Genomic DNA, 14,983 nt, shown 5'->3' on the forward strand with positions numbered 1-14,983 from the left:
GACAGATCGAGCCGGCCGATCGCCGCCAGCTTGCCCGGCGTCGCCGGCGCATTGCGGGGCGCCCGGCCCCTGCCCCCCGATTTCGGAGCCGCGGGCCGCTTGGCGGGCTGTTTCGAACTCTGTCGCCGACCGCCGCGAACTACCGCGGGCATGAGGCGTCCTCCACCATCCACCGGACCAGATCTTTGTATCCCATCCCCGCATAGGCGGCCTGCTCGGGGACGAGCGAGGTCGGCGTCATGCCGGGCTGGGTGTTGACCTCCAGAAGAACGAGAACGTCGTTAAGATCGTCATAACGAAAGTCGGATCGCGACACCCCGCGACACCCCAGGGCGGTGTGCGCCAGCTCCGATTGTCGAAGCGCCGCCTCGAACACGGCGGGCGGCAGATCGGCCGGCAGCTTGTGGACGGATCCGCCCGGCGCGTATTTGGCTTCGTAGTCGTAGAAGCCCTTGACCGGGGTGATGTCGGTGACCGTCAGGGCGCGAGGGCCGGTCGCCTCCCCGATCACGGCGACCGCCAGTTCCTTGCCCCGGATATAGGGCTCGACCATCACCTGTTCGCCATAGGTCCAGCCGGGCTCGCCGACCTCGGCCTGCGGCCCGTTCGCGCCCTCGGGCACCAGATAGACGCCGACCGACGAGCCCTCGGCGTTGGGCTTGATGACATAGGGCGGCGGAAGGACGTGGCGGCGGGCGACCTCATGCCGGTCGAACAGGCCGCCCCCCGGGACCTCGACGCCGGCGGCGCGAAGCACCGACTTGGACTTGTCCTTGTCCATCGTCAGGGCCGAGGCCAGCACGCCGGAGTGGGAATAGGGGATCTGCAGCGTCTCGAGGATGCCCTGGACGCAGCCGTCCTCGCCCCATTCGCCGTGCAGGGCGTTCAGCACCACGTCCGGCTTCAGCTCGGCCAGCACCTGGGCGAGATCGCGCCCGGCGTCGATCCGGCTGACCCGCGCCACCTGCCCTTCGAGGGCGTCGGCGCACTGCTCGCCCGAGCTCAGCGACACCTCCCGCTCCGACGACAGTCCGCCCATCAGGACGGCGACGTGAAGGTCTGCGAAGGGGCGGGTCATGCGAAGCTCCGGAACAGTCACCGCAATGCGGCAACCGTCCTTAACAGCCCGTCAACCAATCGGGTCCCGGCGCGCAAAAAGCCCTCAGGCCGTTCGCCCGATCCGCTTGATCTCCCAGTCGAGCTGCACGCCCGTCTTCGCCAGCACATCGGCCCGGACCGCCTCGCCCAGCCCCTCGATATCGGCCGCCGTGGCCTCGCCCGGGTTGATCATGAAATTGCTGTGCAGCTCGCTGAACATCGCCCCGCCGCCGGTCGCCCTGAACAGCTTGCTGCGCCAGCCCGCCTCGTCGACCAGTTTCCACGAGGAATGCCCCGGCGGGTTCTTGAAGGTCGAGCCGCCGGTCTTCTCGCGGATCGGCTGGGTCTGCTCGCGGCGGGAGGTGATCTCCGCGATGCGGGCGGCCACGGCCTCGGGGTCGTCGGGCGTCCCGCGATAGGTCGCCTCGATCCAGATGATGTCGGTCGGGGCCTGCGAGTGCCGGTAGGTGTAGCCGAAGTCGGCCAGCTGGTACTCGACCCGCTCCCCCGCTCGCGTCAGCCCCCAGGCCGACACCAGAATGTCCTTCGTTTCAGCCCCGTAGCAGCCGGCGTTCATGGTCAGCGCCCCGCCGATGGTGCCCGGAATGCCGGCGTAGAACTCCAGACCGGCCAGCCCCGCCTTCGCGGACGCCTTCGCCACCATGGAATCCAGCGCCCCCGCCCCGGCCGTGATGGTCTCGCCCTCGGTCGTGATCCCCGCGAACGGTCGCCCCGCCAGCCGGATCACCACCCCCTCGACCCCGCCGTCGCGCACGATGACGTTCGAACCGACGCCCAGCACGGTCACGGGCACGGCCGGGTCGAGGGCCTTGAGGAAGTCGGCGAGGTCATCCGGATCCGCCGGAATGAACAGGGCGTCCGCCTTCCCGCCCACCCGGAACCAGGTGAACGGCCCCAGCGGCTCGTCACGCAGCAGCTTGCCGCGCACGTCAGGCAGAGAGATCAACCCAGCGCCTCCAGCTGCCCCGGCAGGGCGTAGGCCCACTGGGTGATGTCCCCCGCGCCCAGCAGCACCACCAGATCGCCCGCCCTGGCCTCCGCGGCCACCACCGCCGGCAGGGCCTCGAGACTCTCCAGCGCCTGCACCGAGCGATGGCCGAAGCGGCGGATGCCCTCGACCAGCGCCTCCTTGTCGACGCCCTCGATCGGCGTCTCCCCGGCGGCGTAGACGTCGGCCACGATGACCGCGTCGGCGTCCGAAAAACAGGTCGAGAACTCCTCCATCAGGTCGCGCAGCCGGGTGTAGCGGTGCGGCTGGACCACGGCGATGACCCGGCCGTTGCCCTCGGCGTTCTGCGCCACCTGCCGGGCGGCCTTGAGCACCGCGGCGATCTCGACCGGGTGGTGGCCGTAATCGTCGACGATGCGCACCCCGCCGACCACGCCGGTGGTGGTGAAGCGCCGCCGCACCCCGCCGAACCCGGCCAGCCCGGCCTTGATCGCTTCGTCCGAGACGTCCAGCTCGCGCGCCACCGCGATGGCCGCCAGCGCATTGGAGACATTGTGCCAGCCGGCCATCGGCAGGTGCAGACCCTCGATCCGGGCCGGCTCGTCCAGCGCCGCCAACCCCCGCCCCTGGATCACCGCGTCGAAGCGGCAGCCGTCGGCGCCCATGTCCAGGTTCTCGGCCCGCACCATGGCCTGCGGATTGATCCCGTAGGTCACCAGCCGCCGGTTATCGATCGAGGCCACCAGCCGCTGCACCTCGGGATGGTCGAGGCAGACGGCGGCGAAGCCGTAGAAGGGGATGTTCTCGACGAAGTCCACGAACGCCTTCCGCACCCCGTCGAAGTCGCCGTAGTGGTCGAGGTGCTCGGGGTCGATGTTGGTGACGATGGCCACCGTCGACTTCAGGCGCAGGAAGCTGCCGTCGCTCTCGTCGGCCTCGACCACGATCCAGTCGCCGTCGCCGACCTTGGCGTTGGTGCCGTAGGCGTTGATGATGCCGCCGTTGACCACCGTCGGGTCCAGCCCGCCGGCGTCGAGAATGGCCGCCACCATCGAGGTCGTCGTCGTCTTGCCGTGCGTGCCACCCACCGCGATCGAGAACTGCAGCCGCATCAGCTCGGCCAGCATCTCGGCCCGGCGCACCAGCGGAATGCGCCGCTCGCGCGCGACCGTCATCTCGGGATTGTCCGCCTTGACCGCCGTCGAATAGACCACCGCCGAGACGTCGTCGCCGATGTGGCCGGCGTCGTGGCCGATGAAGATCCGCGCGCCCAGCTTTTCCAGCCGCTCGGTGTTCGCCGACGCCTTCGCGTCCGAGCCCTGCACCGAATAGCCGATCTTGAGCATGATCTCGGCGATGCCGCTCATGCCGATGCCGCCTATGCCGACGAAATGGACGGGACCGAGGTCGAACGGAACGGGACGAAGGCGTGCAATCATCGAAGCGTCTTAGCGAGGCTTTTGCAGGATTGCGACACCCGGACGTGGTTAGTCCTCCGCCACGAAATCCTGCGCGAACTCCGGCGAGTCCTCCTCGCCCGGCAGCAGCGGCGTCTCGTCGTCGTCCCCCGCCCGCGACGGGTCCGGCACCTCGAAGCCGACCGGGATCGACAGGTCCAGCAGCCCCGCCGCCTTCATCTCCTGCACCCCCGGCAGGTCGTACAGGCTCGACAGGCTGAAATGCTCGAGGAACTTGTCCGCCGTCGCATAGGTCACCGGCCGCCCCGGCGTGCGCCGCCGCCCCTTCAGCCGCACGAACCCCATCTCCAGCAGCAGGTCCAGCGTGCCCTTCGACAGCGACACCCCGCGCACGCTCTCGATCTCGGCCCGGGTGCAGGGCTGGTGGTAGGCGATGATGGCCAGGGTCTCGAGCGCCGCCTTCGACAGCCGCCGCGGCTCCTCGCGCTCCTCCGTCATCATGAAGCTCAGGTCCGGCGCCGTTCTGAAGCGCCAGCGGTCGGCGACGCACTCCAGCTCCACTCCCCGCCCCTGATAGCGTTCGCGCAGGGCCGAGATGGCCCCGCCCACGTCCGCCCCCTCGGGCAGCCGCCGCGCGATCTCCGCCGCCGACAGCGGCCCGGCCGCGGCGAACAGCAGGGCCTCGACCCGGCGCTCGATCTCCAGATGGTCCGGCGCGAACTGGATCACGGCACCAACTCCAGCGGCTGGCCCTTGCCGCGCCGCTTCAGATACAGTTCGGCGAAAGGCTCGGCCTGTTTCACGTCCATGGCCCCTTCCTTGACCAGTTCCAGGCTGGCGGACAGCGTCGAGGCGGTGAAGCTGGCCTGCGACGGCCCCTCCGCCCCATGCTTCTCCGGCGCCACCCGCTCCAGCGGCGTCCAGTCCTCCAGCCTCGGCAATATGTCCCTCAGCCAGTCGCGCGCCGCCTCCAGGCCGAAGGCCTCGACCCGCTGGCCGGGGTTGTAGTGGCGCTGCTCCTCGCGCCGCCGCTGCGTCACATAGGCGGCCATCAGTTCGTACAGACTGGCGTCGATCCGGTCGGACGGGATGATCACCAGCGCCTCCGGGTCGCCCCGCGTGAACACGTCGCGCTTCAGCCGCGGTCGCTCCGTGATCGCCTCGACCGCCTTGCGCATCGCCTCCAGCTTCTGCAGCCGGAAGGCCAGGGCGGCGGCCATCTGTTCGGCCGGCATCTCCTCGCCCGCCTTGTCGGTGCGCGGCAGCAGCAGGCGCGACTTCAGATAGGCCAGCCACGAGGCCATCACCAGATAGTCCGCCGCCAGCGAGAAATTGCGCCGCCGCGCCTCGTGTACGAAGGCCAGATACTGTTCCGCCAGCTTCGTGATCGACAGTTTCAGCAGATCGACCTTCTGCGTCCGCGCCAGCGCCAGCAGCACATGCAGCGGCCCTTCGTAGCCGTCCAGATCGACCACGAAGGCCTCGCCCGCATCGGCCTGTTCGACCGCGGCGAAATCCAGATTGGGCTGGAAGGCGTCGGTCACGCCTGCGCCTCCCCGACGTCGGGGCCCCGCGCCGCCTCGACCTTGCCGGCCATCAGGGCGTCGAACCGGTCCCGCGCCGCGAACACGTCCAGCGGCTCGACCTCGCGCACGATCCGCGCCAGCGACGCCGCCGCCCGCTTGCCCGCCTTGCCCTTCAGCTTGCCGACGCCCTCGGCGACCTCGCGCATTTCCTTGAGGTCGCCGTTGCAGTGCAGGACCACGTCGCAGCCGGCCTTCAGCGACGCCTCGGCCCGCTCGCGCAGGCTCCCCGACAGCGCCTTCATCGACAGGTCGTCGGTCATGATCAGCCCGCCGAAGCCGAGCCCGTCGCGCATCAGCTTCAGCGCCTTCCTCGAGGTCGTCGCCGGCCGCTTCGGATCGACCGCGTCGAACACCACATGCGCCGTCATCGCCAGCGGCATGTCCGACAGCGCCTTGAACGGGGCGAAATCCCAGCCGTCCAGCGTCGCCAGATCGGCGTGCACCACAGGAAGGGCGTGGTGGCTGTCGGCGAAGGCGCGCCCATGCCCCGGCATGTGCTTGACCACGGGCAGCACCCCGCCGGCCAGCAGCCCCTCGGCCGCCGCCCGGCCCAGCATGGCCACGGTCGCCGGGTCGCGAGCAAAGGCCCGGTCGCCGATGATGTCGTGGGCGCCCGGCACGGGTACGTCCAGCACCGGCGCGCAATCCACGTTCACGCCCACCGCCCTCAGATCGTTGGCCATCAGCCGCGCGCCCAGCCGGACCAGCTCCCGCGCCCTCAGCACTCCGTCGGCCGCCTTCAGATAGGCCTCGGCCGGCGGATATTTCGCCCAGTGCGGCGGCCCCATCCGCTGCACCCGGCCGCCCTCCTGGTCGATCAGCACCGGCGCGTCGGCGTCGCCGACGCAGTCGCGCATCTCGTCGGTCAGGGCCCGCATCTGGTCGGGGCTGTCGACATTGCGGCGAAAGACGATGAAGCCCCAGGGCCGGACGTCGGCGAAGAAGGCCTTCTCCGCCGCCGTCAGCCGATGCCCGCTACAGCCATAGATCGCCGCCGAACGCGTCACCGAAGGATGCAATCCCCGCCCGAGGCCCTGATGGCGCCGCACAGGGCCCTCGCCTGATCGCGGCTCAGGCCGGTTACGGTGGTGCGATAGACGGTCGAGCCGTTCGAGGCCGTGACCTCCTGCACCCGGCGGCTGCCGCCCTCGGTCAGTTCGGGATAGCGGCCGACGATGCGGTTGTATTCGCTCTCCGCCAGGTTCGGGGTCGAGAACGCCCCGATCTGCACGCCGGAGGTTCCGCCCACAGGCGCGGGCGCGGGGGCCGGGGCCGGCTCGGCCTTCTTGGCCGGGGGAGCCGGCGTCGGGGCGGGCGCGGTTTCGACCGGCGCCGGGACGGGGCGCGGCTGCACGGCCTCCGGCGGCGGCGTGAAGGTCGGAGCCGTCGAAGGGTCCTCGGTCTCGGAATAGACCTCGATGCCGGCGGTCGGATCGACCGGCTGGGCGTCGACGGGGGCGGCCGACGTCATCTCGCCGACGGGCGTGCCGACGGCGGGCGGGGCGTCCTCGGACGAGCGCGGCCCGGCGCGATAATAGACCACCACCACCACGATCAGCAGCAGCAGCACCACCGCCGAGATGATCAGGGTCATCGGCGGGGCCTTGCCGCCGCCGCCGCCTCCCCCGCCGCCGCCCCGGCGCGGGTCATAGCCCTGACGGTTGAACGGCAGATCGTCGTCGGTCGGCGGCGTATAGGCGCCCCGGTCGCGGCCCTGGTTCGGGCGATAGGGATCTTCGTGAGACATGGCCGCGCCTTCCGTCGTGCCGCGCGAATCGAGACGCGGAACGCACACTCTATCCCGGTCCGAGTCCTTTTTCAGGCCGCGATCAGCGCCATCCCCTACAGATCGAGGGCGAGATCCAGGCTGAACAGCTTCCTGTGTTCCTCGATCGCATAGCGGTCGGTCATGCCGGCGATGTAGTCGCACACCGCCCGCGCCCGCCGCGCCTCGTCCGACGTCCCGGCCTTGCCCGACCATTCCGGCGGCAGCGTCCCCGGGTCGGCCATGAACAGCTGGAACATCTCGGCCAGGATGCGCCGCGCCTGGCTGCGCGTCCGGTTGACGCGATAGTGGCGGTACATCCGCTCGAACAGGAACGACCGCAGCACGCCGAGGTCGGCCAGCATGCCATGCGAGAAGGCCACCAGCGTCCGTCCGGCCGTCCGCACATCCTCGGTCGAGCGGATATTGGCCGCCTCGATCCGCGCCTCGGTCTCGGCCAGCACGTCCTCGACCATGGCTCCGATCATCCGCCGCACCGCCTCGATGCGGATCATCCGCGCATCGATGTCCGGCCAGTCCCTGCGCACCCCGTGCAGCACCGGCCCGATCAAGGGCACCTCCGACAAATCCTCCAGGGTGAACAGCCCCGCCTGCACCCCGTCGTCGACGTCGTGATTGTTGTAGGCGATGTCGTCCGCGATCGCCGCCGCCTGCGCCTCCAGCGAGGCGAAACTGTCCAGCCGCAGGTCCCAGCCCGGGGCGTAGTCGGCGATGGCCCGCCACGCCGGCTCGTCCAGCCGGTGCGACACCGGCCCGTTGTGCTTGACCACCCCCTCGACGGTCTCCCAGCTCAGGTTCAGCCCGTCGAACTGCGGATAGCGCTCCTCCAGCCTGGTCACCACGCGGAAGGTCTGGACGTTGTGGTCGAAGCCGCCCCACGGCGCCATCTGCGCCTGCAGCTCGTCCTCGCCGGCGTGACCGAACGGCGGATGGCCGAGGTCGTGCGCCAGCGCCACCGTCTCGGCCAGGTCGGTGTCCAGCCGCAGGGCGTGGGCGATCGACCGCGCGATCTGCGCCACTTCAAGGCTGTGGGTCAGCCGGGTGCGGTAGTGGTCGCCCTCGTGCGCCACGAAGACCTGGGTCTTCTCCTTCAGGCGGCGGAAGGCGGTGGCGTGGATGATCCGGTCGCGGTCGCGGGCATAGGCGTTGCGGGTGCGGCTGATCGGCTCCGGCGTCAGCCGGCCGCGGCTGTGCTCCGGGTATTCGGCATACGGGGCGCGCTCAGGGATCAACACGGCGGCTCATTCTGTGGCCGGGCCTTTGCGATCGCCCGTCCGCGCCTCATATAGAGCCCCGTGAGCAGCGTCCAATCCGTCCCCGCCTTCGAGATTTCGCCCCACGCCGGGGGCCATGGCCTCAGCCTGTCCGAGAGCGCCGCCGCCCGTCTGGCGACGCTGGCCGAGGCCGAGGGCCGTCCGGTGTTGCTCCGCGTCGCCGTCGACGGCGGCGGCTGCTCGGGCTTCCAGTACCGGTTCGAACTGGTCGAGGCCGCCGATCCCGACGATCTGCGCATCGAGACCGCCGGCCAGGCGGCGTTGGTGGACCCCGTCTCCCTCCCCTTCCTCAAGGGCTCCGAAATCGCCTTCGTCGACGACCTCGCCGGGGCGCAGTTCGTGGTCCGCAACCCGAACGCGGCGTCCAGCTGCGGCTGCGGGGTCAGTTTCTCGATCTAGCGGACAGGGTCTCCTCCCCGTTCGCGCTTGCGAATGGGGAGGGGGACCGCGAAGCGGTGGAGGGGCTCTGTCCGCGCCTCGGTCTCCCAGCCCCTCCGTCTCGCCGGCTTCGCCGCCGATCCACCTTCCCCATCGCTGCGCGACAGGGAGGAGACGCCGATTGCTGCACTGCAAATCCGCGCGCTGTCATCAAACTTTCAGCGCCCAATCCGCTGGTTTCCCTGCACATCACCTCCCTATCAGCGTCCTGAACCCGCCATAGGAGCGGCGTCTCCCATAATCGGCGCTTCCGGATGAGGCGGACGTTCGTCTGACAATCGAACCCCGCCCGCCCGAACGGTTCGGACGGTTCGGACGGTGTTTTTCAATATCACCCGGGTGAAACCACTCGATCCGCGAGAACCTCTTGCCATTAGCCATTTTCCTAATTAGCCTTCTTCCTATGAACGCCCTGTTCAAGGCCCTGTCCCACCCCGTCCGGCGCCGCATCATCGAGATGCTGCGCAAGGGACCGATGGCGTCCGGCGACATCGCCGCCGCCTTCGACATGAGCTGGCCGACCATCACCGGCCACCTCAATGCGCTCAAGGAGGCCGGTCTGGTCTCGCCCGAGCGCGACGGGGCCTCGATCCGCTACCGGCTGGAGATTTCAGCCGTCGAGGAGGCCCTCGCCTTCCTGCTGCAGATGACCGGCGCCGGCCGGCCCGATCCCGGAGACCAACCATGACCGCCCCGAACAAGTCCCCGTCCGCCCTGAACGCCGCCACCGTCGGCCTCAGCCTCATTGTCGGCGGCTTGGGGGTCTGGACCGTCTTCGCCGGACCGACCGAACTGCTGCCGATCCACTACAGCGCCTCCGGCCAGGCCGACGACTGGGGCACGCGCGAACTCGTGGGCGGCGTGCTCATCGCCATGGCGGCCCTGACGTTGGCGCTGGGCGCCGGCATGGGCCTGGCCTCGCGGCGCACCGACGACCCGGCCCGGGCCCGCGCCCTGCGCTACGCCCAACTGGTGGTGATCCTCAGCCTGCCGCTGGTCAGCCTGCTCGCCGCCTCCGCCAGCCTGTCCGGAACCACAAACATCGGCGGCGCTGTGCCGGTCGCCCTGATCAGCCTCGTCTTCCTGCTGATCGGAGCCTTTCTCGGCCGGGTCGGCCCCAACCCCTTCGTCGGCGTCCGCACCCCCTGGGCCTACAAGAGCCGCCTCGCCTGGGACCGCTCCAACCGGCTGGCCGGCCGCCTGTTCTTCGTCATCGGGCTGGCGGGCCTGCTCACCGCCCCGTTCGCGCCAAGCCCCCTCAACCTCTACGTCCTCCTGACCGCCATCGGCGTCGCCGCCGTCTGGTCCGTGCTTGAAAGCTGGCGCGTGTGGCGCACCGACCCCGACCGCCAGCCCTTCTGACCCTTCCGCCCGAAAGGAGCTCGCCATGCTCAGCCTGATCCTCGCCGCCGCCCTGCTGTCCGACCCGGTCGCCACGCCGGTGACCCTGCCGTCGGAGCCCGCGCCCCTGCACGGAACCCTGCTGGCGCCGTCGGCCGAAATCCGCGCCGCCGCCCTGATCATCGCCGGTTCCGGCCCCACCGACCGGGACGGCAACAGCCCCCTCGGCGTCTCGGCCTCCAGCTACCGCCTGCTGGCCGAGGGCCTCGCCGCCCACGGCGTCGCCACCGTCCGCACCGACAAGCGCGGCATCGGCGAAAGCGCCTCCAGCCTGATGTCCGAAGCCGATCTGGTCTTCACCGACTACGCCGACGACGCCCGCGCCTGGGCCGCCGAGACCGCCCGCCTGACCGGCCAGCCGTGCGCCTGGCTGATTGGCCACAGCGAGGGCGCCCTGGTCGCCCTTGTCGCCGCCTCCCGGGACGACGCGGCGATCTGCGGTCTGGTGCTGCTGTCCGGGGCCGGCCGTCCCATCGGCGCGGTGCTGCGCGAACAGCTGGCGACCGCGCCCGAACCCTTCCTCAGCCAGGCCCTGGCCATCCTCGCCGAGCTTGAGGCCGGACGCCCGGTCACCGAGGTCCCGCCGCAGCTGGCGGCGCTGTTCCGCCCCTCGGTCCAGCCCTACATGATCTCGTGGCTGCCGCTGGACCCCGCGGCGCTGGTCGCGGCCTACGACGGGCCGGTGATGATCGGCCAGGGCACGACCGACATCCAGGTCGGCGTCGCCGACGCCCAGGCCATGGCCGCCGCCCGTCCCGACGCCCGGCTGGCGATCTGGGAAGGGGTCAACCACCTGCTCAAGATCGCCCCCGCCGACCGGGCCGCCAACGCCGCCACCTACCGCGACCCGGCCCTGCCGCTCGCCCCCGGCGTCGTCGAGGACATCGCCGGCTTCATCCTCCAGCCGCGCTAGGCCAGCGTCTCCTGGAACCGAACCGGCCGCCCGTGGGCGCTGCCGATCAGGTCGCCGTCCTTCATCACTACCCGCCCGCGCACGATGGTGGCCATCGCCTTGCCCGTCGCCTCGAAACCGTCGAACGGGGTCCAGCCGCAGCGGCTGGCCATGTCGGCGTGGGCGATGACGTGCTTGGCCTTCAGGTCGACGATCGTCAGGTCGGCGTCATAGCCCTCGGCCATCCGGCCCTTGCCGGCGATGCCGAACACCCGGTTGGCCCCGTGCGAGGTCAGGTCGATGAACCGGTCCAGGCTCAGCCGCCCGTGGGCCACATGGGTCAGCATCACCGGCACCAGGGTCTGCACTCCCGGCATGCCCGAGGGCGAGGCCGGATAGGGTTTGGATTTCTCCTCGATCGTGTGCGGGGCGTGGTCCGAGCCCAGCACGTCGAACACCCCCTGCTCGATCCCGCCCCACAGCCCGGCGATATGGGCCGCGTTGCGGATCGGCGGGTTCATCTGGGCGTAGCCCTTGAGCCGCGCATAGGCCTCATCCCCGTCCAGCGTCAGGTGCTGCGGCGTCACCTCGGCGGTGGCCACGTCCTTGTGATCGGCGAGGAAGCGGACCTCCTCGGCGGTCGAAATGTGCAGCACATGGATCCGGGCGCCGACTTCGCGCGCCAGACCGACGAGGCGCCGCGTCGAGCGGATAGCGCTCTCGGCGTCGCGCACCTCCGGGTGGCTGGTCCAGTCGCCCGCCCGGGCCAGCGGCCGGCGTTCGACCAGACGGTACTCGTCCTCGGAATGGAAGGTCGCCCGCCGCTTCACATGGCGCAGCACCTCGCGCACGCCGTCGTCGTCGGCGACCAGCAGGGTCCCGGTCGAGGCCCCCATGAACACCTTGACCCCGCAGCACCCCGGCAGCCGCTCCAGCTCGGCGAGGTATTTCGCGTTCTCGTGGGTCCCGCCGACATAGAAGGCGTGATCGGTCCACATCCGGTCCCGCGCCCGCTCCAGCTTGTCGGCGAGGGTATCGGGGTCGGTGGTGTTGGGCTCGGTGTTCGGCATCTCGAACACGGCGGTGACCCCGCCCAGCGCCGCCGCGCGCGACCCGGTCTCCAGGTCTTCCTTCCACTCCAGCCCCGGCTCGCGGAAATGCACCTGGGTGTCGATCACGCCCGGCAGGACGGTCAGTCCCTTCGCGTCCAGAGTCTCGCCGGCGCTGGCCTGCGACAGGTCGCCGACGAAGGCGATGCGCCCGTCGATCACGCCGACGTCGGCCCTGCCGCGTCCCGCATGGTTGGCCACTTCGCCGCCGCGGACGATCAGGTCGTAAGTCTGGGTCATGGCCCGGCCCTATACCCGCTCAGCCAGCACCTTGCGAGCCGCCTTCAGCACCCGCTCGGCCGGCAGGTCGTTCATATGCTCGATGGCCTGGTCCAGCCGCGGATCGATCTTGCGGTATTCGTCCACCGAGCGCGGCCCGCGCACGGCGACCCCGCCCCACGGCCCCCGCTCGGCCTCGTCCGACGGCCCGTAGGCGGCGACCACCGGAGTCCCCGAGGCCACGGCCAGATCGGTCCACAGCGAGTCGCCGCCCAGATACAGGGCGCAGCGCCCGACCGCCGCCACCGCCTGCAGCGGGCTCAGCCGGCCGTGCAGTTCGATCGTGCGATGGCGCGGCAGGGCCAGACGGATGATATGGGCGGCGTCGCGGTCAGCGTCGGCGCCGACGACCAGCACCCGGCCGCCCTCCAGCGGACCGCCGTCGCCGACCAAGGCCGAGGCCACCTTGGCGAACCGCTCGGCCGGCCAGCGCCGCCCCATCCACGCCGCCCCCGGCCCCACGGCGAGGATCGGCCCCTCGCCCGCCGGGATCAGGGCGTCCGCCGCCGCCTGGGTCGCCTCGGACACGAACAGCTTCGGGGCCGGAATCTCGTCCAGCTGCAGCACCCGCGCCGCCAGCTCGACCGCGTGCACGCCCGCCTCCCGTTCGCCGCGCACCGCCCGCTTCTGCCGCTTCAGCTTGCCGGACAGGGCCGAGCCGCGCATGTCGACCACCAGCCCCCAGGTCGTCGACCGCACCTGGTTCCACAGGCCGAACCAGTCCAGCCGGCTCTCCTTCTCCAGCACGATCAGTCGGTCGAGCCGGGGCGTGTCGGCGAACAGCGGCGCGCTGGCCGGCGATCCCACGATCGTGAAGCGCGCTTGCGGCATGGCCTCGACCAGATAGGCCAGCGCCCCGCACGACAGCACCGCGTCCTGCGCGCCCGCCTCGGCGATATAGAGGATGGGGAACCGGGCCGTCATGATTGGACCGTATACGGATTCTCGCCTCGCCATCAGCGATCAACCAGTGTGGTCCACAGGCGCGCGACGCCCTATCTACGCCGCATGACCCTCCGCATCGCCCGCCTCGACAGCCGCGCCCTGATCCGGGTCTCCGGCCCCGAGGCCCGGCCCTTCCTGCACAATCTGCTGACCCAGGACGTCGAGACCCTGGCCGACGGCGAGCTCCGCTTCGGCGCCCTGCTCTCCCCGCCCGGCCGGCTGCTGTTCGACCTGTTCCTCGTGGGCGAGGCCGATGGCGTGGTCCTCGACGTCGCCGCCGACCGCCGCGAGGCGCTGCTGCAGCGCCTGGCGATGTACCGGCTGCGTGCGCAGGTCACGGTGGAGTCCGACGACCGCCCGATCTTCGTCTCATGGCCCGGGGTCGCCGACGGCTTCACCGCCGATCCTCGCACGCCCGGCCTCGGCGGCCGGCGCTGCGGCGGCGCGGTCGAGCCGACCGCCACCGAGGCCGACTGGCAGACCCACCGCCTCGCCGTCGGGGTCCCCGACCCGGCCGCCGACGCCCTGTCGGACAAGACCTATCCGATCGAGGCCGATTTCGACCTGCTGAACGGCATCGACTTCCAGAAGGGCTGTTTCGTCGGTCAGGAGACCACCTCGCGCATGAAGCGGCGGGGATCGATCAAGAACCGCATGCTCCCCCTCGCCTTCGAGGGTCCGCCCCCGCCGTTCGGGGCCGAGGTGCTGAACGGCGAGTTGCGCGCCGGCGAGGTGCTGAGCGGCCAGGACGGCGCGGCCATGGCCCTGCTGCGGCTGGACCGGCTGGAGGGCCCGCTGACCGTCGACGGGCGTCCGGTCGAGGTGCGCCGACCAGCGTGGATGCGGTCCTGATCCCGACCGGTGACGGAAATCGCCCGCAGGCCGCGGCGATTGTCGTAGGGTGATCTTCCGTCGCTCTGGAGACCGGCATGCTGCTCGCCCGCCCCGCCCTCGCCGCCCTGGCCCTCGCCTGCGCCGGCTGCGCCGTTCCGCCCGGGACCGCACCCGTCCCGTCCGATCCGCCGCCGTTCGGCGCGCCTGTATCGAGCCCGCAGTCCGTGGAGCGGGGCCGGGCCATGGCCGCGGCCCGGTGCGGCGGCTGCCACGCCGTCGGCCTGACCGGCGACAGTCCCCTGGCCGCCGCCCCGCCGCTCCGCGACGTCGCCAACCTCTATCCGCCGGAGCAGCTGCAGGAAGCCTTCGCCGAGGGCGTCATGACCGGCCACCCGGCCATGCCCCAGTTCGAGCTGCCGCCGGGCGAGATCAACGACCTGATCGCCTGGCTGGACTCGATGCGGACCGAATGACGGCGGCCGGCGGACCCCGCCGGTCCCCGCGGCCTCTCAGCCCTCCGGCGTGACCGGCGGCGGGGCCTCGACCGCCCTGGGGTCCGACTCCGGCACGAGGCCCGGCTCCGGAACGGGCCCCTTCAGCTCCGACCAGGCCAGTCCGCCCGCGGCCGCCGTCCGCCCTCGCTCGAACAGCCGGGCCATGGACTCGGGATCGAAGTCGAGGCTCGACGACTCGATCCCTTCAGGAATGGCGGCGACGTACAGGCTCAGGCCATTGCGCTCGGCGAAGGCCAGATTGACCGCCAGGCCGGTGCGCAGATTGGCCTTGCTCATCGTGTCATAGGACCGGGCCAGAATGGCCCGCAGGGTCCCGCGCGTGATCACCTCGGTGCGCCCGATCTGGCCGTTGATCAGGACATAGAGGGTGGTGCCCTCCGGCGCCGGCGTCGGCGTGGTCACGTTCAGCAGACTCTCCGGGATGCCGAGGAAGGGGGT

16 protein-coding genes and 1 pseudogene are annotated in these 14,983 nt (G+C 71.0%); 6 read left to right on the forward strand and 11 right to left on the reverse strand.

Translation table 11 applies throughout. From position 1 onward, the window contains the following. Positions 1-139: 139 nt before the first annotated feature. The 8 genes from RDU12_RS00005 to RDU12_RS00040 all read right to left on the reverse strand — a co-directional run bounded on the left by RDU12_RS00005 (position 140) and on the right by RDU12_RS00040 (position 8,093). Positions 140-1,078: a D-alanine--D-alanine ligase gene (locus RDU12_RS00005; RefSeq protein WP_300291246.1), complete on the reverse strand. Its 939-nt coding sequence runs from the start codon at positions 1,076-1,078 to the stop codon at positions 140-142. An 84-nt stretch (positions 1,079-1,162) separates the two neighbouring features. After that, positions 1,163-2,065, reverse strand: coding sequence for a UDP-N-acetylmuramate dehydrogenase (gene murB, locus RDU12_RS00010; RefSeq protein ID WP_300291244.1), 903 nt, complete (start codon positions 2,063-2,065; stop codon positions 1,163-1,165). Beyond that, positions 2,062-3,507, reverse strand: coding sequence for a UDP-N-acetylmuramate--L-alanine ligase (murC, locus tag RDU12_RS00015; protein WP_300291243.1), 1,446 nt, complete (start codon positions 3,505-3,507; stop codon positions 2,062-2,064). Before murC ends, murB begins: the two co-directional genes overlap by 4 nt. A 48-nt stretch (positions 3,508-3,555) precedes the next feature. Continuing rightward, complete coding sequence (gene scpB, locus RDU12_RS00020) at positions 3,556-4,215, reverse strand: SMC-Scp complex subunit ScpB (RefSeq protein WP_374990169.1); 660 nt, start codon at positions 4,213-4,215, stop codon at positions 3,556-3,558. Beyond that, positions 4,212-5,030 carry a ScpA family protein gene (locus RDU12_RS00025; RefSeq protein WP_300291241.1) on the reverse strand — a complete coding sequence of 273 codons (819 nt, stop codon included), beginning with the start codon at positions 5,028-5,030 and terminating at the stop codon, positions 4,212-4,214. The genes scpB and RDU12_RS00025 overlap by 4 nt, the downstream gene beginning before the upstream one ends. Beyond that, complete coding sequence (gene nagZ, locus RDU12_RS00030; protein ID WP_308683929.1) at positions 5,027-6,079, reverse strand: beta-N-acetylhexosaminidase; 1,053 nt, start codon at positions 6,077-6,079, stop codon at positions 5,027-5,029. The genes RDU12_RS00025 and nagZ overlap by 4 nt, the downstream gene beginning before the upstream one ends. Further along, on the reverse strand, positions 6,076-6,819 hold the full coding sequence (locus RDU12_RS00035; RefSeq protein WP_308683930.1) for an SPOR domain-containing protein: 744 nt from the start codon (positions 6,817-6,819) through the stop codon (positions 6,076-6,078). The genes nagZ and RDU12_RS00035 overlap by 4 nt, the downstream gene beginning before the upstream one ends. A gap of 95 nt (positions 6,820-6,914) precedes the next feature. Next, on the reverse strand, positions 6,915-8,093 hold the full coding sequence (locus tag RDU12_RS00040) for a deoxyguanosinetriphosphate triphosphohydrolase (protein ID WP_300292610.1): 1,179 nt from the start codon (positions 8,091-8,093) through the stop codon (positions 6,915-6,917). 60 nt (positions 8,094-8,153) lie between these two features. Between RDU12_RS00040 and erpA the strand changes: the two genes are divergently transcribed. The 4 genes from erpA (at position 8,154) to RDU12_RS00060 (ending at position 10,884) form a co-directional block, all read left to right on the forward strand. Then, positions 8,154-8,531 (forward strand): iron-sulfur cluster insertion protein ErpA, encoded by a 378-nt coding sequence (gene erpA / locus RDU12_RS00045; protein ID WP_300292608.1) that lies wholly within the window; start codon positions 8,154-8,156, stop codon positions 8,529-8,531. A 442-nt stretch (positions 8,532-8,973) separates the two neighbouring features. Next, positions 8,974-9,258, forward strand: coding sequence for a metalloregulator ArsR/SmtB family transcription factor (locus tag RDU12_RS00050; RefSeq protein WP_300292606.1), 285 nt, complete (start codon positions 8,974-8,976; stop codon positions 9,256-9,258). Continuing rightward, entirely contained in the window at positions 9,255-9,932 is a 678-nt protein-coding gene (locus RDU12_RS00055; protein WP_308683931.1) for an SdpI family protein, read from the forward strand. The genes RDU12_RS00050 and RDU12_RS00055 overlap by 4 nt, the downstream gene beginning before the upstream one ends. A 25-nt stretch (positions 9,933-9,957) precedes the next feature. Beyond that, the gene (locus tag RDU12_RS00060; RefSeq protein ID WP_300292525.1) at positions 9,958-10,884 is read left to right on the forward strand and encodes an alpha/beta hydrolase; all 927 of its coding nucleotides are present in this window, start codon (positions 9,958-9,960) and stop codon (positions 10,882-10,884) included. On the opposite strand, the gene RDU12_RS00065 is transcribed toward RDU12_RS00060, so the two are convergent. After that, a complete protein-coding gene (locus RDU12_RS00065; RefSeq protein WP_300292527.1) occupies positions 10,881-12,212 on the reverse strand; it encodes a dihydroorotase in 1,332 nt (443 codons plus the stop codon). The two genes, RDU12_RS00060 and RDU12_RS00065, sit on opposite strands and share 4 nt — an antisense overlap. A 9-nt stretch (positions 12,213-12,221) precedes the next feature. Beyond that, positions 12,222-13,175, reverse strand: coding sequence for a glycosyltransferase family 9 protein (locus tag RDU12_RS00070; RefSeq protein ID WP_308683932.1), 954 nt, complete (start codon positions 13,173-13,175; stop codon positions 12,222-12,224). 84 nt (positions 13,176-13,259) lie between these two features. Here RDU12_RS00070 and RDU12_RS00075 point away from each other — a divergent pair, with 84 nt between their 5' ends. Together RDU12_RS00075 and RDU12_RS00080 are read left to right on the forward strand one after the other, a co-directional pair. Continuing rightward, a complete protein-coding gene (locus RDU12_RS00075) occupies positions 13,260-14,048 on the forward strand; it encodes a folate-binding protein (protein WP_308683933.1) in 789 nt (262 codons plus the stop codon). A gap of 77 nt (positions 14,049-14,125) precedes the next feature. Continuing rightward, on the forward strand, positions 14,126-14,503 hold the full coding sequence (locus RDU12_RS00080) for a cytochrome c (protein ID WP_308683934.1): 378 nt from the start codon (positions 14,126-14,128) through the stop codon (positions 14,501-14,503). Between the two features lie 36 nt (positions 14,504-14,539). On the opposite strand, the pseudogene RDU12_RS00085 reads toward RDU12_RS00080, so the two are convergent. Continuing rightward, positions 14,540-14,983: pseudogene (locus tag RDU12_RS00085) on the reverse strand (patatin); the annotation flags it as partial.

It is taken from the genome of Brevundimonas sp., assembly GCF_031082345.1.
In the GTDB taxonomy this organism is placed as follows: Bacteria; Pseudomonadota; Alphaproteobacteria; order Caulobacterales; family Caulobacteraceae; genus Brevundimonas.